The 18,640-nt window shown below is 63.5% G+C and carries 20 protein-coding genes, 1 tRNA gene and 1 pseudogene; 4 read left to right on the forward strand and 18 right to left on the reverse strand.

Features of this window, described 5'->3' with window-relative positions; genetic code table 11:
• The first annotated feature begins 21 nt into the window (after window positions 1–21).
• Together H9L14_RS15320 and H9L14_RS00580 are read left to right on the forward strand one after the other, a co-directional pair.
• Complete coding sequence (locus H9L14_RS15320; protein WP_246444288.1) at window positions 22–426, forward strand: hypothetical protein; 405 nt, start codon at window positions 22–24, stop codon at window positions 424–426.
• Window positions 423–1,262 (forward strand): alginate export family protein, encoded by an 840-nt coding sequence (locus H9L14_RS00580; protein ID WP_246444291.1) that lies wholly within the window; start codon window positions 423–425, stop codon window positions 1,260–1,262. The genes H9L14_RS15320 and H9L14_RS00580 overlap by 4 nt, the downstream gene beginning before the upstream one ends.
• On the opposite strand, the gene H9L14_RS00585 is transcribed toward H9L14_RS00580, so the two are convergent.
• From H9L14_RS00585 to moaA, 13 genes are all read right to left on the reverse strand, one after another.
• Window positions 1,259–1,465 carry a hypothetical protein gene (locus H9L14_RS00585; protein ID WP_187708808.1) on the reverse strand — a complete coding sequence of 69 codons (207 nt, stop codon included), beginning with the start codon at window positions 1,463–1,465 and terminating at the stop codon, window positions 1,259–1,261. The genes H9L14_RS00580 and H9L14_RS00585 overlap by 4 nt on opposite strands.
• Window positions 1,462–1,800 carry a hypothetical protein gene (locus H9L14_RS00590; protein WP_187708809.1) on the reverse strand — a complete coding sequence of 113 codons (339 nt, stop codon included), beginning with the start codon at window positions 1,798–1,800 and terminating at the stop codon, window positions 1,462–1,464. The genes H9L14_RS00585 and H9L14_RS00590 overlap by 4 nt, the downstream gene beginning before the upstream one ends.
• Entirely contained in the window at window positions 1,800–2,708 is a 909-nt protein-coding gene (locus H9L14_RS00595) for a peptidylprolyl isomerase (RefSeq protein ID WP_187708810.1), read from the reverse strand. The genes H9L14_RS00590 and H9L14_RS00595 overlap by 1 nt, the downstream gene beginning before the upstream one ends.
• On the reverse strand, window positions 2,705–3,499 hold the full coding sequence (gene narI / locus H9L14_RS00600) for a respiratory nitrate reductase subunit gamma (protein WP_187708811.1): 795 nt from the start codon (window positions 3,497–3,499) through the stop codon (window positions 2,705–2,707). Before narI ends, H9L14_RS00595 begins: the two co-directional genes overlap by 4 nt.
• Entirely contained in the window at window positions 3,496–4,194 is a 699-nt protein-coding gene (narJ, locus tag H9L14_RS00605) for a nitrate reductase molybdenum cofactor assembly chaperone (protein ID WP_187708812.1), read from the reverse strand. Before narJ ends, narI begins: the two co-directional genes overlap by 4 nt.
• Window positions 4,191–5,726: a nitrate reductase subunit beta gene (gene narH, locus H9L14_RS00610; protein ID WP_187708813.1), complete on the reverse strand. Its 1,536-nt coding sequence runs from the start codon at window positions 5,724–5,726 to the stop codon at window positions 4,191–4,193. The genes narJ and narH overlap by 4 nt, the downstream gene beginning before the upstream one ends.
• Window positions 5,723–5,950, reverse strand: a complete 228-nt coding sequence (locus H9L14_RS16375) for a hypothetical protein (RefSeq protein WP_281389395.1) — start codon at window positions 5,948–5,950, stop codon at window positions 5,723–5,725. The genes narH and H9L14_RS16375 overlap by 4 nt, the downstream gene beginning before the upstream one ends.
• Window positions 5,947–6,174, reverse strand: a complete 228-nt coding sequence (locus H9L14_RS16380; RefSeq protein WP_281389396.1) for a molybdopterin dinucleotide binding domain-containing protein — start codon at window positions 6,172–6,174, stop codon at window positions 5,947–5,949. Before H9L14_RS16380 ends, H9L14_RS16375 begins: the two co-directional genes overlap by 4 nt.
• Complete coding sequence (locus H9L14_RS16385) at window positions 6,090–7,397, reverse strand: molybdopterin-dependent oxidoreductase (RefSeq protein WP_281389397.1); 1,308 nt, start codon at window positions 7,395–7,397, stop codon at window positions 6,090–6,092. The genes H9L14_RS16380 and H9L14_RS16385 overlap by 85 nt, the downstream gene beginning before the upstream one ends.
• Entirely contained in the window at window positions 7,337–9,520 is a 2,184-nt protein-coding gene (locus tag H9L14_RS16390; protein WP_281389398.1) for a nitrate reductase subunit alpha, read from the reverse strand. The genes H9L14_RS16385 and H9L14_RS16390 overlap by 61 nt, the downstream gene beginning before the upstream one ends.
• Before the next feature lie 12 nt (window positions 9,521–9,532).
• Window positions 9,533–11,173, reverse strand: a complete 1,641-nt coding sequence (locus H9L14_RS00620; RefSeq protein ID WP_187708814.1) for a NarK family nitrate/nitrite MFS transporter — start codon at window positions 11,171–11,173, stop codon at window positions 9,533–9,535.
• A 79-nt stretch (window positions 11,174–11,252) separates the two neighbouring features.
• On the reverse strand, window positions 11,253–12,263 hold the full coding sequence (locus H9L14_RS00625; protein WP_187708815.1) for an MFS transporter: 1,011 nt from the start codon (window positions 12,261–12,263) through the stop codon (window positions 11,253–11,255).
• A gap of 91 nt (window positions 12,264–12,354) precedes the next feature.
• On the reverse strand, window positions 12,355–13,362 hold the full coding sequence (moaA, locus tag H9L14_RS00630) for a GTP 3',8-cyclase MoaA (RefSeq protein ID WP_187708816.1): 1,008 nt from the start codon (window positions 13,360–13,362) through the stop codon (window positions 12,355–12,357).
• Window positions 13,363–13,471: 109 nt separating this feature from the next.
• Here moaA and hemN point away from each other — a divergent pair, with 109 nt between their 5' ends.
• Window positions 13,472–14,830, forward strand: coding sequence for an oxygen-independent coproporphyrinogen III oxidase (hemN, locus tag H9L14_RS00635; protein WP_222949872.1), 1,359 nt, complete (start codon window positions 13,472–13,474; stop codon window positions 14,828–14,830).
• A 1-nt stretch (window position 14,831) separates the two neighbouring features.
• Here the strand turns inward: hemN and H9L14_RS17570 are convergent, their stop codons facing one another.
• The 5 genes and pseudogenes from H9L14_RS17570 to H9L14_RS00650 all read right to left on the reverse strand — a co-directional run bounded on the left by H9L14_RS17570 (window position 14,832) and on the right by H9L14_RS00650 (window position 18,186).
• Window positions 14,832–15,473, reverse strand: a complete 642-nt coding sequence (locus H9L14_RS17570; RefSeq protein WP_484592947.1) for a TSCPD domain-containing protein — start codon at window positions 15,471–15,473, stop codon at window positions 14,832–14,834.
• Window positions 15,407–16,381 carry a hypothetical protein gene (locus tag H9L14_RS16395; RefSeq protein WP_222949874.1) on the reverse strand — a complete coding sequence of 325 codons (975 nt, stop codon included), beginning with the start codon at window positions 16,379–16,381 and terminating at the stop codon, window positions 15,407–15,409. Before H9L14_RS16395 ends, H9L14_RS17570 begins: the two co-directional genes overlap by 67 nt.
• Window positions 16,342–17,036: pseudogene (locus H9L14_RS16400) on the reverse strand (ribonucleotide reductase N-terminal alpha domain-containing protein). The gene H9L14_RS16395 and the pseudogene H9L14_RS16400 overlap by 40 nt, the downstream one beginning before the upstream one ends.
• A 111-nt stretch (window positions 17,037–17,147) precedes the next feature.
• A tRNA-Ser gene (locus H9L14_RS00645) sits at window positions 17,148–17,240 on the reverse strand.
• Window positions 17,241–17,301: 61 nt separating this feature from the next.
• Window positions 17,302–18,186, reverse strand: coding sequence for an aldose 1-epimerase (locus tag H9L14_RS00650; protein ID WP_246444292.1), 885 nt, complete (start codon window positions 18,184–18,186; stop codon window positions 17,302–17,304).
• A 124-nt stretch (window positions 18,187–18,310) separates the two neighbouring features.
• Between H9L14_RS00650 and H9L14_RS00655 the strand changes: the two genes are divergently transcribed.
• On the forward strand, window positions 18,311–18,640 hold the full coding sequence (locus H9L14_RS00655; protein ID WP_187708818.1) for a hypothetical protein: 330 nt from the start codon (window positions 18,311–18,313) through the stop codon (window positions 18,638–18,640).

Consider the following 18,640-nt stretch of genomic DNA (forward strand, 5'->3'; position numbering starts at 1 on the left):
ACGACAAACGGCGGGCAGCTTATGCGCAAGTTGAACCATCTGGCGGGGGCGGCGGTGGCCGTCCTGGCGACGCTCGCGATCTCGAGCCCTGCACTCGCGGCCGAAGCGGACAAGTCGACTGGAGCCGACCAGCTGCAGATCAAGCCGATCCTCGATGCGCGGCTGCGTTACGAGGCCGTCGATCAGGGCGCGCTCGATGCGGACGCGTTCACGCTGCGCCTGCGCGCCGGAGCCGAAGCGAAGCTGGGCAAGCTCTCGATCCTCGCGGAAGGCGAGGGCACGGCGGCGCTGGTCAATCACTACAATGCCTTCCCCTTCCCGATCGCCGACAGCCAGAGGCGTCCGCAATATGGGGTGGTCTCGGACCCGAGAACATCGAGCTCAACCGGCTGCAGCTTCAGTACAAGTCGAAGAACGTCGGCGTGACGATTGGCCGCCAGCGCATCAACCTGGACGACCAGCGCTGGGTAGGATCGGTCGGCTGGCGCCAGAACGAGCAGACGTTCGACGGCGTTCGCGGCGAGGGGAAGCTTGGCCCGGTCACGGCCGACCTGACCTACGCGATCAGCCAGCGGACGATCTTCGGCGGCGATGCAGGTCCGCGAACCTCGATCGACGGCAATTTCGTATTTGCCGGTGTCGGTTCGAAGCTCGGTCCGGTGCAGGGTAAGCTGTTCGCCTATTTGATCGACTATGACGAGACCTTCGCCCTGCCGAATAGCAGCCAGACCTATGGCGGCTTTGTAAGCGGCGCCATTCCCCTGGGCGGAAAGACGAAACTGATACTCCGCGGAAGCTATGCCCGGCAGTCGGACTACGGCGATAATCCGTTCAACTATGCGGCGGATTACTGGTCGTTCGAGGCTGGCACGAAGCTCGCCGGCTTCAACCTTACGGGAGGCTGGGAACGGCTCGGCAGCGACAATGGGCGATCGGTGCAAACGCCGCTGGCCACGCTTCACAAGTTCAATGGATGGGCGGACATCTTCCTCACGACTCCGCCGGCAGGACTTGAGGACGCCTATGTCTCCGTCGGCAGGACGTTCGATAAGGTGAAGGCGCTACCCGGCCTCAACGCGGTTGTCGCCTTCCACCAGTTCGACAGCGCCAAAGGCGGTCTGGAATATGGAACGGAGTGGGACGCTTCGGCAGGCTTCAAGCTCGGCAAGATCGGCTTCCTGCTGAAATATGCGGACTACAACGCCAGGGACTTCGGGATCGACACCCGCAAGCTTTGGCTTCAGGCCGAGTGGAGCCTCTAGACGAGGAAGTAGACAGCCAAAATGAGACCCAGGAAGGTCACCAGCAGCCAGACTATCGGCCAGGTCTCGCCCTCATTCTCCTTGGCCGAAGTCGTCTCGATCGGAGCGGGCGACGAGACCTTCGTCTCGTAGACGGTTTCGGTCTCGCTCTTCAGTGCCGGATTGAGCGGGACATTTTGCCGTTCGTCTTTTCGGTCGTTCATGATCGATGCTCCGCCGACGCTCCACCGCGCGGGATTGAAGAGTGCTCCGCACACCCGCGGGCGGTCAAGCGCCAGTGCACCATTCCTAGCAGGCACAGGGTTCCCGGATCGTCCGTTGTCTTCAGACTCGAGGTGAGCGTCGCCCAATCCTCTTCGGAGGCGAAGCGGTTGAAGTCCGACATCGCGGCACGGACGTAGCCGGTCGGAGACATGCCCTGCAGGGTGGAAACTCGCTGAACTTCTTTCGCAAGTTCCGGATCGGACCGTTCGAGCCAGGCCTGGAAATGGCCCGATGAATCCCGAGCCGCCGCCAGCATGTCGCCGAGCATCGGCATCAGGGCGCTCCCGCGATCTGCACGCCCTCGACCTCGTTTCGAGCGGCGAGCGAAGCCACGTAGCGCGCCGCCTCGACCGACCAGCTGCGCGCTTCGAGCATGTCGGCGATCCTGCCCTGCACGACGTCGAAGGGAATTGTGCGTCCCTCGATGCGGCGATGGAGGCGAAGGATATGCCAGCCGAAGCGGGAGCGGATCGGCTCGCGGGCCGTGCTTCCTTCGCCCAGCGCTTCGAGCCCGGCCTGCACTTCCGGCACCAACTCGCCGCGACGGATTTGGCCTAGCGAGCCGTCCTGCTGTGCCGAAGGACATGCGGAGTGTGAGCGAGCCGCAGCGGCGAATGCTTCCGGTCTGTCGCCGACCTGCTCGACAATGCCTTGGGCGCGTTCGAGCGCTGTCTTCCAGGCCTCTTCGCTATCGCCTTCAGGCTCGATCAGGATGTGGGCCGCCTCAAACAGCTCCGGAGTCCGGAAGCGGTTTTCGTTCGCCTGATAGTAGCGAAGGCATTCGGATTCGCCCGGCTCCGCTGGAACGACTTCCTCTTCAAGCAGGGCCCGGATCGTAGCATCGTCGCCGATCTCGGAACGGCCGGAATCGTCGGTGCCCGGCTCTGCTTCGACACCGAGGCGGCGGGCTTCCTGAAGCAGCAACTCACGGACGGCGAGCGCGCGTGCCGCCTCCACCCATGCGGTCTCGGCGTCAGGTGCCGGGTGGTGCTGGATCTCCTGTGCGATCGCTTCGGGCGAAATCTCCACGCCGTTGATCCGGACTTCCCCGAATGTTGGCGGCGGCGGGATCAGCGGTTCCGCGCCGCCGCCGCATCCGCCGGTCTCGCAGGAACTCATCATCCGCGGATCCGGCCGCTGCGCCGGATCGCCGAGATTGATGACGTCGAGGCGGCGGCTCATGCGCCTTCCTGCCCGCTTTCGGCCATCTGCCGAAGCACGGTCGGCCCGCCGTAGCTGGGTGCCCCGCCTGCCGGTCCGCGGGTCGGCGATGCGGCGGTGTGCTTTGAGCGCCGGGTCCGGACGATCTGGTATCCGGGCCGCAGCAGGAACCAGACCGGCGCGCTCCAGATGTGCACGAGGCGCGTGAACGGCGTGATCAGGAACAGCGTCAGCCCAAGGATGATGTGGAGCTTGTAGACGAGCGCCACGTCCTTGAGGATTTCCGGTGCCGCAGGGTTGAGCCGAAGCATTCCGTTCGCCCAGCTCATGAACTTCACCATCTCGCTGCCGTCGAGATGCTTCAACGTCCACCAGGTAGTGAGCAAGCCGAGCGTGAGCTGGAGCCATAGCAGGACCAGGACGAGGATGTCGCCGACCGACGAACTCTTGCGGATCCGCGAATCGAATAGCCGCCGGTGGAGCAGTAAGGTGCAGCCAATGTAGGCGAAGAGGCCGGCGATCCCGCCGACCACCAGCGCCGTGGTCTGCTTGAAAGAATGGCTCACGCCGAGCGCGTCGAAGACGTTGATCGGGGTCAGCAGGCCGACGAAATGGCCCATCAAGAGCACCAGGATTCCCATGTGGAAGAGGTTGGAGCCGAGCACCATCTGGCGGCGGCGGAGGAACTGGCTCGACTGCGATCGCCAGCTGTACTGGTTGGAATCGAAACGCAGGATGCTTCCGACGACCAGCACCGTGACCGCAAGATACGGATACCAGCCGAACGCGAGCTGGTTGATGAAATCGGTCATCGTGCGGCCTCCTGGTTCACCGGGCGGTTCGAGGCCCTGATCTTGGCGACGACTCCCGTCGGGCCGCCCATTTCATGTGCTCCGCCGAGGTTGAACGAGACCGGTGCCTCCTCCCATTCGGCATCGATATCCGCGGCATCCACGGCGGGAGTGTTCTCGTCGACCAGCGCGCGGGCGTCGGCGTCCACGCGAACCTTCGACAGGGCGACGAGCGCGTGGAAGACGGCGCCGTAGGGTGCCTCCCTCTTGTCGAGGCGCTCGGCGAGGGCGGCGAAGACATGCGCGGGCTGACCGAGCATCTCGCGAGCGTCCCGAGCGGAGAGGCAGGACGCATATTCGAGGAACACCGGCACGAAGTCCGGAAGTTCGCTGGCTTCGAGGAAGAAGCCGCTTTCCATATATTGCTGGCCAAGGTCGATCATCGCCTGGCCCCGCTCGCGGCTGTCGCCATGGACATGCTCGAACAGGTGCAACGAAAGCGAGCGGGAGCGGTCGAACAACTCGCTGTAGGCGGACTGAAGGTCGAGCAATTCCGTCGTCCCGATCTTGGTTAGAAGAGTCTCCAGCCGGGCCAATTCGGCGGCGGGCAATACCGCCTCCGATCGAAGCACATGGCGGATTTCGCCGGCGTTCTCCTTCAGCTCCGCCGAAGGATAGCCGAGCAATGCGGCGAGCGATCTCAGCGTTAGCTTCATGAGGGAATGTCCAATCGAGGTTCGCGCTTTGCCCTGGCCTTGTCCGCGCCGCCGCCGAACAAATTGACCTTGGTCCTGCCCTGCGTGCCCTCGCGGAAGCCGAAGCCGGACGATCCGCGAAGGACATAGGCGTCTTCATCCAACTCGCGGCGCGCAGTCGGGATGACATAGCGGTCCTCATAGGCGGCGAGCGCCATGATCCGGTACATTTCCTCGATGCGGGTGCGGGTCAGTCCCACGCGTTCCGGGATGGACTCGTCGATGCGGCCTTCGACGCTCTTCGCACGCATGTAGGCGCGCATCGCCAGCATCCGCTCGAGCGCCGCCGCGATCGGTTCCTCGTCGCCTGCAGTCAGCAGATTGGCGAGGTAGCGCAGCGGAATCCGGAGCGACCGGACGTCCGGCATTCCGTCCTGGACCGACATCTTGCCGGCCTCCGCCGCGGACTGGATTGGCGACAATGGCGGGACGTACCAGACCATCGGAAGTGTCCGGTATTCCGGGTGGAGCGGGAAGGCGATCTTCCACTCGACGGCCATCTTGTAGACCGGCGAGCGCATCGCCGCCTCGAGCCACTGATCGGTGATCCCTTCGGCTCGCGCGGCTTCCTGCACCGCGACGTCATTGGGGTCGAGGAAAACGTCGAGTTGTGCGGGATAGAGGTCCTTCGGATCCTCAACCGAGGCCGCGGAATCGATCCGGTCCGCGTCGTAAAGGACGACGCCGAGATAGCGGATGCGGCCGACGCAGGTTTCCGAGCAGACCGTCGGCTGCCCGGTCTCGATACGCGGGTAGCAGAAGATGCACTTCTCCGACTTTCCGGTCGCCCAGTTGTAATAGATCTTCTTGTACGGGCAGCCCGAGACGCACATCCGCCAGCCACGGCACTTTTCCTGGTCGATCAGGACGATGCCGTCCTCGGCCCGCTTGTAGATCGCGCCGGACGGGCAGGAAGCGAGACAGGCCGGGTTGAGGCAATGCTCGCACAGCCTCGGCAGGTACATCATGAACGTCTTTTCGAACTGGCCGTAGATTTCCTTCTGGACGCCGTCGAAATTGTAATCGTGGCTGCGCTTCTCGAACTCGCCGCCGAGCATATCCTCCCAGTTGCCGCTCCACTCGATCTTGTTGAGCTTTTCGCCGGTGATCAGCGATCGCGGCCGCGCCGTCGGCTGCGCCTGCAGTTCCGGTGCATTTTGCAGCCATTCGTATTCGAAGGTGTACGGCTCGTAGAAGTCGTCGATCTCGGGCAAATGCGGATTGGCGAAGATCTTCGACAGGATGCGCCACTTGGCGCCCTGGCGCGGAACGATCTTTCCGTTTTTCCTGCGGACCCAGCCGCCCTTCCAGCGATCCTGGTTTTCCCAGTCCTTCGGGTAGCCGATGCCGGGCTTGGTCTCGACGTTGTTGAACCAGGCGTATTCGACGCCTTCGCGGTTGGTCCAGACGTTCTTGCAGGTGATCGAGCAGGTGTGACAGCCGATGCACTTGTCGAGGTTCAGGACCATCGCGATCTGCGCACGGACCTTCATCGCGCCGTCTCCTTTCGGGCGGCAAGGTCGCCTCTAACGCCTGTTCCCCAGTCGGCAGTCCCACCCTCGACGTTGGCGGAATCGTCGGCCGCTTTATCGAACCAGTTCACTTCGCTCATCTTGCGGACGATCACGAACTCGTCGCGGTTGGCTCCGACGGTGCCGTAGTAATTGAATCCGTAGGCGAGTTGGACATAGCCGCCGATCATGTGCGTCGGCTTCATGTTGATGCGCGTGACGCTGTTGTGGATTCCGCCGCGCTGGCCGGTGATCTCCGACCCACCGTGTTCACCAGCTTTTCCTGCGCATGGTACATGATGGCGGAGCCCGGCATGATCCGCTGCGACACGATCGCCCGGGCGGTCAGAGCGCCGTTGACGTTGAACACCTCGATCCAGTCGTTGTCGACAATGCCTGCTGCCTTTGCGTCATCCTCGCTGATCCACACCGTCGGCCCGCCCGGTTGAGGCTGAGCATGATCAGGTTCTCGGTGTAGGTCGAATGGATGCCCCACTTCTGGTGGGGCGTGAGGATGTTGAGCAGGATCTCCTGGTTGCCGTTCGGCAGCTTGCCGAGAACCTGGCGCACGGTCTTGGTGTCGATCGGCGGACGCCAGGTAACAAACGCCTCGCCGAACGCCCGCATCCAGTGATGGTCCTGATAGAGCTGCTGCCGGCCGGTCAGTGTCCGCCACGGGATCAACTCGTGCACGTTAGTATAGCCGGCGTTGTAGCAGACGTGCTCGCTTTCGAGCCCCGACCAGATCGGTGACGAGATGATCTTGCGCGGCTGCGCGGCGACGTCGCGGAAGCGGATCTTCTCCTCCTCCTTGCCCACGGCGAGATGCGAGTGGTCGCGGCCGGTGATCTTGCCGAGCGACTCCCAGGCCTTCACCGCGACCTCCCCGTTGGTCTCCGGAGCGAGCATGAGGATGGTCTCGCAGGCGTCGATGTCGGAATCGATCTTCGGGCGCCCGGCGGTCGTTCCCTCGATGACCCTGCCGTTGAGATCGCCGAGAAGCTGGACCTCGTGCTTGGTGTCCCAGTTGAGGCCCTTGGCGCCATTGCCGAGCTTTTCGAGCAACGGACCCATCGACGTGAAGCGCGCGAACGTCTCCGGATAGTTGCGTTCGACGATCGTCACGTTCGGCATGGTCTTGCCGGGGATCGGCTCGCATTCGCCCTTCAACCAGTCCTTCGGCTCATAGGGCTGCGCAAGCTCGGCCGGCGTGTCATGCAAGATCGGAGTCATCACCAGGTCGTGCTCGACCCTGAGAACTTCCGGCGCGACGTCGGAGAATTTCTTCGCGATCTCCCGGAAGATGTTCCAGTCGCTTTTCGTTTCCCACGCCGGATCCACCGCCGCCGAAAGCGGGTGGATGAACGGGTGCATGTCCGACGTGTTGAGGTCGTGCTTCTCGTACCAGGTGGCGGTTGGAAGGACTACGTCGGAATAGATGCTGGTGGTCGACATGCGGAAGTCGATGTTGACCATCAGGTCGAGCTTCCCGACCGGCGCGTCTTCTCGCCACACGACGTCCTTCGGGCGTTCGAGGCCCGCTGATTCTTCGTCCGTGCCGATCACTCCGTGCATCGAGCCAACGAGATGCTTTAGGAAATATTCGTGTCCCTTGCCGCTCGCGCCGAGCACGTTCGAGCGCCAGAAGAACATGTTGCGCGGCCAGTTGACCGGATTGTCGGGATCGAGGCTCGCGGGCTTGAGGTCCCGGATTTCAGGGCGTCGACGACAACCGTCGCCGGGTCGGCGCCAATGCTCTTGATGCGGTTGCCCCATTCGATCGGATTGGCGTCGAACTGCGGCGCCGACGGAAGCCAGCCCATCCGCTCTGCCTTGGCATTGTAGTCGAGCAAACTCCCCGACCAGTCGCCTTCTGGAGCGAGCGGAGACAGAATCTCCGACATTTTCAGGCTCTCGTACCGCCACTGGTCCGTGTGCGCGTAGAAGAAGCTCGTTCCGTTCATCTGCCTCGGCGGGCGGCTCCAGTCGAGCCCGAACGCGAGCGGCAGCCAGCCGGTCTGCGGACGGAGCTTTTCCTGGCCGACATAGTGCGACCAGCCGCCGCCCGACTGGCCGACGCATCCACACATGACGAGCAGCGCGATGATCCCGCGATAGCTCATGTCCATGTGGTACCAATGGTTGAGGCCTGCCCCGAGGATCACCATCGAACGGCCGTTCGTGATCTCTGCGTTCGATGCGAATTCGCGCGCGACCTGGATGATGGCCTGGCGCGGGACACCGGTGACCTTCTCGGCCCACGCTGGCGTGAACGGTACGTCGTCATCGAAGCTCTTCGCGACGTTGGCGCCGCCAAACCTGCGGTCGACGCCGTAATTTGCGCAGAAGAGGTCGAACACCGTTGCGACCTGCGCTTTGCTGCCGTCGGCGAGCTTCAGCGTCTTGACGGGGATGTTGCGCAGCAGGACTTCGGGGTGATCCGTCGCGACGAAGTCGTGCGGGGCGTCGCCGCCGAAGTAGGGGAATGCCACGGGGACGATCTCGTCATGGTCGTCGGCCAGCGTTGTGCGGAGGCGGACGTCCTTGCCCTTCCCGTCCTTCTCCTCGAGATTCCATTTGCCCTTGTCGCCCCAGCGGTGGCCCGCCGATCCGAGCGGACAGACCAGCTTTCCACTGTTCTCGTCGTAGGCGACCGTTTTCCAATCGGGATTGGCATCTTCGCCAAGCGCCCCCTTGATGTCTGCCGCGCGGAGCAGCCGGTCCTGGACCAGGCGGCCGTCGCGTTCGACTAGCTTCACGAGCAACGGGAAGTCCGAATATTTGCGCGTGTAGTCGGTGAAGTATTCCGCCTGCCGGTCGACGTAAAATTCACGGAGCACGACGTGGCCGAGCGCCAGCGCGAGCGCGGCGTCGGTGCCCTGTTTGGGGTGCAGCCACATATCCGAGAATTTCGCGGCCTCGTTGTAGTCGGGCGCGATGACCACGCTCTTCGCGCCGCGGTAGCGAACTTCCGAGTAGAAGTGCGCGTCGGGCGCGCGTGTCATCGGGATGTTCGAGCCCCACACGAGCAGGAAGCCCGCGTTGTACCAGTCGGCGCTTTCCGGAACGTCGGTCTGCTCGCCCCAGGTCTGCGGGCTCGACGGCGGAAGGTCGCAATACCAGTCGTAGAAGCTGAGCAGATTGCCGCCGATCAGAGAGAGGTAACGGCTGCCCGCTGCGTAGGAGATCATCGACATCGCCGGGATCGGCGAGAAGCCCGCGATCCGGTCAGGGCCATATTCCTTGATCGTGTAGGCGTTGGCTGCGGCGATCAGCTCGGTCACTTCGTCCCAGCCAACGCGGACGAAACCGCCGCGACCGCGCTTCGACACCCAGTCGCGCCGCTTGTCGGTATCTTGGACGATCGACTTCCAGGCCGCGACGGGGGTCATGGTCTTCCGGGCCTCGCGCCAGTGGCGGACCAGCCGTGCGCGGACGAGCGGATATTTGATGCGCGTTCCGGAATAGAGGTACCAGCTGTAGCTCGCGCCGCGCGGACATCCGCGAGGCTCATGGTTCGGGAGGTCCGGCCGGGTGCGTGGATAATCGGTCTGCTGGGTCTCCCAGGTGACGATCCCGCCTTTCACGTAGATTTTCCACGAGCAGGAACCGGTGCAATTCACGCCGTGCGTGGAGCGAACTATCTTGTCGGCCGCCCAGCGCTTCCGATACGCATCCTCCCAATCGCGCGCCTCATCCGTCGTGATCCCGTGCCCATCCGCGAACTTTTCCTGAGTTCGACGGAAGTAAGTGAGGCGGTCGAGGAAATGACTCATCCTTGCGTCCTTTTATGCAGGCACGGCGGCGGCGGATCGGAGGGCAGGCTTCCGCTCTAGGTCACGAAGCACGCCGCGCGGGCCGCTGTAGGCAAACCAGGTCAGTGCGGCGCAGCTGAGGTAGAAGACCAGGAAGCCCCACAGCGCGGTGTCCGCGGCTCCCGTCATCTGGATCGACGAGCCGTAGGCCTTCGGAATGTAGAAGGCGCCGTAAGCAGCGATCGCAGAGGTGAAGCCGATCACCGCCGCGGATTCCCGTTCCGCCTGCGCACGGCGCTGCGGTTCCGGAAGTGCGGGCTCGGTGCGGTCGATTTCGCGGCGCATGATCCCGGGCACCATCTGGAAGGTCGATGCATTGCCGACACCGCTCGCGATGAACAGCAGCAGGACCATCGAGAAGAAGCCGGGGAAGCTCCGCGCGTCGAGGAACCAGATCATCCCGACGATCGCGACGATCTGAACGACGAACACCCAGAAGCTGACCCGCGCTCCGCCGTAGCGGTCGGAGACCCAGCCGGTGGCTGCCCGCGAGATTGCTCCGAGCAGCGGGCCGACGAAGGCATATTTGAGCGCATTGACGTCCGGGAACACGAGCTTGGCGAGCAGCGGGAAGCCCGCCGACATGCCGATGAAGGTCCCGAATGTGCCGGTGTAGAGCCAGCACATCAGCCAGGTATGAAGCCGACCGAAGATCGCCGACTGGTCGGCGAAAGAAGACTTGGCACTGAGGATGTCGTTCATCCCGAACCAGGCCGCGATCGCGCCGAGCATGACGAACGGCACCCAGACGAATCCGGCGTTCTGCATCCACAGCTGCGTGCCGTCCGAGGCGACCTGCGCCTGTCCGCCGAGCGCTCCGAACAGGCCCATGGTCACGACGACCGGAACTAGGAACTGCATGACGCTGACGCCGAGATTGCCGAGGCCCGCATTGAGCGCCAGCGCATTGCCCTTCTCTGCCTTCGGGAAGAAGTAGCTGATGTTCGCCATCGACGAGGCGAAGTTGCCGCCGCCAAGTCCGCACAGAAGCGCGAGCACGAGGAAGATGAGGTAGGGCGTGTCGGGCGACTGCACGGCGTAGCCGATCCCGAAGGCCGGGATGAGCAGCGACGCGGTCGATAGGGTCGTCCACAGGCGACCGCCGAAGATGGGTACGAGGAAAGCGTAGAAGATCCGAAGGGTGGCGCCGGAAAGGCCCGGAAGTGCTGCCAGCCAGAACAGCTGATCGGTGGTGAAGTCGAAGCCGATGGCGGGCAAGCGCGCGACGACGACGCTCCACACCATCCAGACCGCGAACGACAGCATCAGGCAGTAGGTGGAGATGCCGAGATTGCGCCTTGCGATCGCCTTGCCGCGGCTCCGCCAGAAATCCTCGTCCTCAGGACGCCAGTCGGCGATCGGTCCCGCGCGGCGCGGTGGAGCTTCGACACCCGGCTCTCCAAATCCCTGCATTTCGGGGAGCTCGGGAACGAGGGCCGCCTCGCCGCGACGCTGGGCCGAACGCTCCATTTGGCGGACCGCGAAGTGCATCCAGACCAGCGCGATCGAGACGAGCACGAACAGCAGTACGAAGCAGCTAGTCCAAACGCCGGTCAGATCATTGAGCGCTCCGAACGCAAGCGGGAGGATGAATCCGCCAAGCCCGCCGACCATCCCAACAAGGCCGCCGACGGCGCCGACATGGTTCGGATAGTAGACGGGATGTGCTTGAAGACCGCGGCCTTGCCCAGGCTCATGAAGAAGCCGAGCACGAAGATGGTGACCAAGAACGGGATGAGGCCCATTTCGGTGCGGAAGGTGATCGGCCCCGCACGCCCTCAATGATGTAGGTCGTCGGCGGATAAGACAGCATGAAGGTGCAGAGCACCGAGATCGCGAAAGTGACGTAGAGCACCGAGCGGGCGCCGTAGCGATCAGACAATTTCCCGCCGTAAATCCTGAACAGGCTCGCAGGCACGGAATAGAAGGCGGCGAGCATGCCTGCCGTCTTCACGTCTAGGTTGTAGACACCCATCAGGTAGCGGGGCAGCCACAGCGCAAGCGCCACGAACGCGCCGAAGACGAAGAAGTAATAAAGAGCGAACCGCCAGACCTGCAGGTTCTTCAGCACCGCAAGCTGGTTGCCCATGCTCGCGGCCTTGTGCCCCGACTTTGCGCGTCCGCGCTGTTCCGGGTCTTCCTTGGTGAACAGCAGGAAGAGGACCGCGGTTAAGCCGATCGCGCCCGCCCAGATCTGCGCGACCGCCTGCCAGCCCATCGCAACCATCACGAACGGTGCGAGGAACTTGGTCACCGCCGCGCCGACATTGCCGGCCCCAAAAATGCCGAGCGCCAGGCCCTGCTTCTCCTTGGGGTAGAATTTGGAGACGTAGGTGACGCCCACTGAGAAGGAGCCACCCGCAATGCCGACCCCGAGCGCCGCGATCAGCAGCTGCTCGTATGTGTGTGCGTAAGAAGTCAGGAACGTCGCGATCGCAGCGGCGATCATCACGCCCGCGAAGACGCGGCGGCCACCGAACTGGTCCGCCCAGACGCCAAGAACGACCCGTGTCAGCGAGCCTGTGAGTATCGGAGTTCCGATGAGCAGTCCGAACTCGGTCTCGTTCAGTCCGAGCTGATCCTTTACCCCCAACCCGACGATCGAGAAGATCGTCCAGACGGCGAAGCAGACTGTGAATGCGATGGTGCTGGACCAAAGTGCCTGATTGGCGCCTTCGGCGGGCCGTTCGGTCATCATGATCATCGGGCTTCCCCTCGCGATCCGCGATTCGTTGCAGGCGGCTTTTCGCAGCAACGAGGAGGGAGCCGATTGATCAGAATCATTTGGAGTGCGGCTATCCCCCAGTCACGCTCATGTGCCGGGCCACCGCCGGCGCGCCGCCGATTTGGAAGTCATGCCGGCGGGGCTTGCCCGCGAGCAGCCGGTCGAGCAGCCGGTCGACTTCCTCGCGCCCGCCAGACCGAAGCGCATCGCGAAGCTCGACCTTTTGGTCGTGACCGAGGCAGCCGTAGACCGTTCCGGTCGCGGCGATGCGGATGCGGTTACAGCCTTCGCAGAAATTGTTGGTCAGGGGAGTGATCAAGCCGAGCCGGGATCGCAGCTCCACGACATCGAAATAGCGCGCCGGACCGCCCGTGCGCTTTGTCGATGGCACGAGGGTGAAGCGCTCCTCGAGCCTGTGCTTTACGGCGTCGAGCGGAAGATAATGGTCGGTGCGATCCTCCTCGACTTGACCCAGCGGCATGGTCTCGATGAGGGTCAGGTCCATCGCCATCGCCGCGCACCAGCGCAGCATGCCCTCGATCTCGTCCTCGTTGATTCCGGCCAGCGCGACCATGTTGATCTTGACCGCGAGCCCTGCGGTCAGCGCCGCGTCGATTCCGCGAAGGACCTGGCTGAGATCGCCGCCTCGGGTGATGTGCCCGAAGCGTTCCGGCCGCCGGCTGTCGAGGCTGACGTTGATCCGCCGGATGCCCGCATCGTGAAGCTCGGTCGCGAATCGTTCGAGCCGGGTGCCGTTGGTCGTCAGCACCAGCTCGTCGAGCCCCGATCCGATGCGCTGGCCGAGCGAGCGGACGAGTTCCATCATTCCCTTGCGAACCAGCGGCTCGCCGCCTGTCAGCCTAATTTTTCGAACGCCACGCGCGATCAGGATTTCCGAAAGCTCGACCATCTCCTCCAGGGTCAGGATGTCGCGCTTCGGGAGGAACTGCATGTGCTCGGACATGCAGTAGCGGCACCTCAGGTCGCACCGGTCCGTGACCGACAGGCGCACGTAGGTGATTCGCCGGCCGAAGCTGTCGACAAGACCGTCCGGCCTTTCATTCGCAAGATTGGTCACGACCAATACTCACCTCGCGTTTCCACGCGCTTCGGCTAGCGCGCGGCTTAGGCCCCGATGGTGATTTGGATCAAGGCCTGTCGCTAACGCATTCGATAGCGCGATCGAAATGACCGATACGCTGTCGCCAGAACTGCTCGCCCGCTACGCAGATGCGCGGATGCCGCGCTACACGAGCTATCCCACCGCTCCGAATTTTTCGGTCGCGGTGGGCGAAGCGGATTACCGATCCTGGCTCGCGTCACTGACCCCGGGGCCCGCATCGCTCTACGTCCACATCCCGTTCTGCCGGGCGATGTGCTGGTATTGCGGATGCCACACGACGGTCGCCTCGCGCGAAGCGCCGGTCGCGAGGTATCTCGACAGCCTGACTAAGGAAATTGGACTGGTCTCGCGATACGTGCGGGGATTGCGGACGATCAGCCACCTCCATTTCGGCGGCGGCACTCCGACGATGATGAGCCCGGACCAGATGCGTTCGATCATGGGCGAACTGCGGACTCGATTCTCCTTCGAATCCGACGCGGAAGTCGCGATCGAGATCGATCCGCGCACGCTGTCGGAAGAAATGGCCCAGGCGCTCGGCGAACGTGGTTTCAATCGAGCAAGCCTTGGCGTCCAGAGCTTCGACATCCACGTGCAGCGTGCGATCAACCGTGTTCAAAGCTTCGAGCAAATCCAGGAAGCAATTCGGCTGCTTCGCGCGAACGGAATGAAGCGCATCAACTTCGACCTCATCTACGGCCTTCCGAAGCAGTCGCTGCAATCCTGCCTCGACACGGTCGAGCAGGCAGTGACCCTGCGTCCCGACCGGCTCGCTGTGTTCGGTTATGCGCACGTGCCGGCGTTCAAGCCGCACCAGCGCAAGATCCACGAGGCCGCGCTTCCGAATTCCGACGCGCGGTTCACCCATTCGCGCGCAATCGCCGACGCGCTGGTTCGCGCAGGTTACGTCGAGATCGGCCTCGACCATTTCGCTTTGCCCGACGATCCGCTTTCGCAAGCCGCAGCGAAGGGCAGACTTCACCGCAACTTCCAGGGCTATACGACCGACGAGGCCGAGGTGCTCATCGGGCTTGGCGCTTCGTCGATCGGGCGGATGCCGGAGGGCTACGTTCAGAACGAGACCCGCATACCGATCTACCAGCGGACCGTAGCCGAGGGTCGGCTGCCGATCGCGCGCGGGTATCGCTTCGAGGGCGAAGATCGCCTTCGCGGCGCAGTGATCGAGCGGCTGATGTGCGACAATCGCGTCGATGTCGCCGAGGTGTGCCGGGGGTTCGACACAGATCCCAAATGGCTTCTCCAAAGCGCAAGGCTCGAACCGTTGATTGCGGATGGATTGGTCGAACGAGACGGTGCGGAGATTGCGGTCAAGCCGCACGCGAGGCCGCTGGTGCGATCGATCGCCGCCGCTTTCGATGCGCACCTCGCGCCGTCGGCCGACCGCTACAGCCGCGCGGTCTAGCTCAACTGCACTTGGAGTAACCGCACTCCAGGCAATTGTTGCAGCCTTCGACCTTGATCAGCGACGACGCGCCGCACTGCGGGCATAGGGGCAGCGGCCGAGCCTGCGGTTCGAAGGCCTTCGCGGGCGCCTCAGCAACGATAAGGCCGGTGAGATGCCGCTCGACGATGTCGCCGATCGCCGCGAGCAGCGACGGCACGTAGCGGCCCTGCATCCAGGCGCCGCCGCGCGGGTCGAAGACCGCTTTCAGCTCCTCGGCAACGAAGGCCACGTCGGAACTCCGCCGAAACACGGCCGAGATCATCCGAGTGAGGCCCAGCGTCCAGGCATAATGCTCCATGTTCTTGGAGTTGATGAACATCTCGAACGGGCGGCGCTGACCATCCAAATCTACGTCGTTGATCGTTACGTAGACCGCGTGCGCGCTCTCGGGCCATTTGAGCTTGTAGGTGGTTCCGTGAAGCTGATCCGCGCGGGGCGCCAGCGGCTCTTCCGCCTTCGGTACAGGCTTCGCGGTCTCGGCGACGCTCAGGATTGATCCCGTAACCGGGTTCGGACGATAGGTCGTCAGTCCCTTCAGGCCAAGATGGTAGCCTTCAACATAGATGTCGGCGAACGCGCCGAAGCCGATGTCCTCGGGCAGTTCACAGTCTTGGAGATCGAGCTGTCGACCAAAGCCTGGGCGGCCGCTTGCATGGTTAGATGGTCGGATGGCGTAAGGGTTTGCGCGCTGACGAACAGGTCCGCGGGAGGCGGCGCATCGCCCCTCACTTGCCGCCAGACGCGCATCGCGCAATCCTCGACTTGTTCCTCGCGCCTGGTCCCGTCGGGTTGGAGGATCTTGCGGGTGTAGCTGTAGGCGAACACCGGCTCGATACCCGAGGAGACATTGCCGGCGAGAAGCGACGTGGTGCCGGTAGGCGCGATCGACGTAAGGCAGCCGTTTCTCAGGCCATGCTCGCCGATGAGCGCGCGCGTCTCCTCGTCGAGATTTGCGAGGTTCGGCCGGTCGAGCATGCTTGGATCGTAGAGCGGGAAGGCGCCCTTCTCCGCCGCAAGCCCGGCCGAGGCTCGATAGGCCTCGCGCTTGACGATGCCGAGCCATTGACGCGTCAGCGCGACGGCTTCGCTGCTTCCGTAGGCCGCGCCGCAAAACAGCAGCGCATCGGCCAAGCCGGTAATGCCCAGCCCGATCCTGCGCTTGGCCTTGGCCTCCGCCTCCTGTCCCGGAAGCGGGTAGCGCGAAATGTCGATGACATTGTCGAGCATCCGCACGGCTGTACGAGTGAGGTCGGCAAGCTGCTCCTCGTCGAGCTCTCCGCCTTCAAAAGGATTGTTGACCAGCCGTGCGAGGTTGATCGATCCGAGCAGGCACGCGCCATAGGGCGGAAGCATCTGCTCGCCGCAGGGATTGCTCGCGCTGATCGACTCGCAGTGAGCGAGGTTGTTCTGCTGATTGACGCGGTCGACGAAGATTACGCCGGGCTCGGCGACATCGTAGGTCGCGCGCATCAGCCGCTCCCACAGCTCGCGAGCACGGACGGTGCGCACCGTTTCGCCGCCGAAAACGAGGGCCAGTCCATATCGCTTCCAAGCGCCGTCATGAAGCTGTCGGTCACCAGCACCGACAGGTTGAAATTGCGGAACCTCGCTGGGTCGCGCTTCGCGTCGATGAACGCCTCGATGTCGGGATGGTCGATGCGGAGGCAGCCCATCATAGCCCGCGCCGCTGCCCCGCGGACTGAACCGTCCGGCACATCGCATCCCAGCAGTCCATGAAGGTCAGCGGGCCTGACGCCTCCGCGCCCACTCCATGCACGGCGCTTCCCGAAGGGCGGATGGTGGAGAAGTCCATCCCGACGCCGCCGCCCTGCTGCATGGTCAGCGCGGCCTGCTTCAAATGCTCGAAGATGCCGTCGAGGCTGTCGGGGATGGTCCCCATGACGAAGCAGTTGAACAAGGTGACGCTGCGGTCCGTGCCTGCACCGGCAAGCACGCGGCCCGCCGGAATGAAGCGCATGCCTTCGATCGCATCGCGGAAGCGCGCCTGCCACTGCTCGCATAGCTCAGGAATCTCGGCTTCGGCGACGGCACGCGCGACCCGATCGGCCGTTTCCGCGAAGCTGGAGTCGCCCTCTCCATCGCCCGACCTGAAGCGATATTTCGCCGTCCAGATTTCCTCAGCGAGCGCGATTTCGAATGCCATCGTTCCCTCCAAACTTGGCGTCGAAGGAGGGTGGCACGCGCGGGCCGGTGCGCTTTTGATCCAGCGCAAATGCGGGCCGGGATTTGCTTGGTCAGAAGCGGCGCAAGCCGGTGGCGGAGACGGAGGGATTCGAACCCTCGGTACGGGAATTCCCCGTACGGCGGTTTAGCAAACCGCTGGTTTCAGCCACTCACCCACGTCTCCGGAAGCGGCGCTAGGCCGCGGGCTATATAGGCGGCTTCCGGAAGCTTCAACCTGAACCGCGCTATTTCGCGCGGACTTCGATACGCATGTCGAGCCGCATTTCTTCGCCCGGCTCGATGATCCTCAATCCGAGCTCAGGCCAGTCGGGCTCCGGAGCATTGAGCGCTGAATTCGCGTGGGTGACCGGCTCGGCGACGAAGAAGCCCCCGCTTGTAGGCGAGAAGATCTGGAAAAAGCGGGCCTGCGGCGACGACAGCTCCAGTTCGCACGGCCAGTCGGGGTCGTTCATCACGACGCGCCCGCTCCAGCCCTCGAAGCCGTTGTCGAGGTCCTGCCCGCAGATGAGGCGGTCGCGGAGATCGTATCGTCCCGTCGCGGGGACCTTCGCGACCGGCAGGACTTGCGCGTCGATGGTCCATGCGAAACCGACTTCCGTGTCCAGTCGGGTTTGAGCAGTGCATGGAAAATAGGGATGCTGCCCAAGACCGCACGGCATGAGCTCGCTTGATTCGTTGCGGCAGGTGAGCGCCAGATCGAGAACGGGCCCGTCGAGCCGAAACTCTTGGCGCGCGGTATAGGCCCAGGGCCATTCGCCGGACTCGTGGTGATACGAAAGCGTCGCGAAACCATCGCTGGATTCCTCAACCTTCCACGGATTGAGCCAGCCCTGGCCATGCAGCGGACTCGAGTCCCCGCCCATGTTCGGCTCAAGCGAGACCGTCCGGCCCCGAAAGCTGAACGACCCGCCCCGAACCCGGTTCACGAACGGAACGAGTGGAAAGCTTGCGGCCTCCAGAACGTTTTGAAGCGGACTGTGTCCTTCGCGCAATATCGGCCGTGGGCCGCCTTCGCCGACATAGGTCAGTCGGGAAATTGCCCCGCCAATCGAAGGGCTTAGCTCCAATTCAAGGTCGGTTGAGGAAAGGGTTAGGGCATCGGAAGGCATGGCAATTCTAAACCTCACACAACCGAAACTTCACGGATGCGCAACTTCGCTGGGGATAAAACCCGATTAGACGTTGCGCCGGGATTCAGGCGATTGGTATTTTGCCCCGGGACGGGAGAGGGTCATGGGTAGACGCGTCAAAGATTTTATCGAGATCAGCGAGTACACCTCGCTCGACCAGCTCATCAACGCGCTGACGGCGATCAGGGACAATCTTCCGGCGGATTCCGATCCGGAACTTCGAATGAAGGGCGACGACGTGTTCGGCCGGCGCCTGTCGATCAGCTACTTCCGCGAACTGACGGAGGAAGAGGCAAGCGTGGAAGGCCGGTACAACGGTTCCGACCTGCCCGAGGCTAACGCCGAAATCGAGCAGCTTCGACATCAGCTCGACGACGTCGACTTCGAGCGCGACGACCGTGTCGCCAAGCGCCGCATCCGCCGGGTAGCATAA

Source organism: Sphingomonas sediminicola (assembly GCF_014489515.1).
GTDB lineage: Bacteria > Pseudomonadota > Alphaproteobacteria > Sphingomonadales > Sphingomonadaceae > Sphingomicrobium > Sphingomicrobium sediminicola.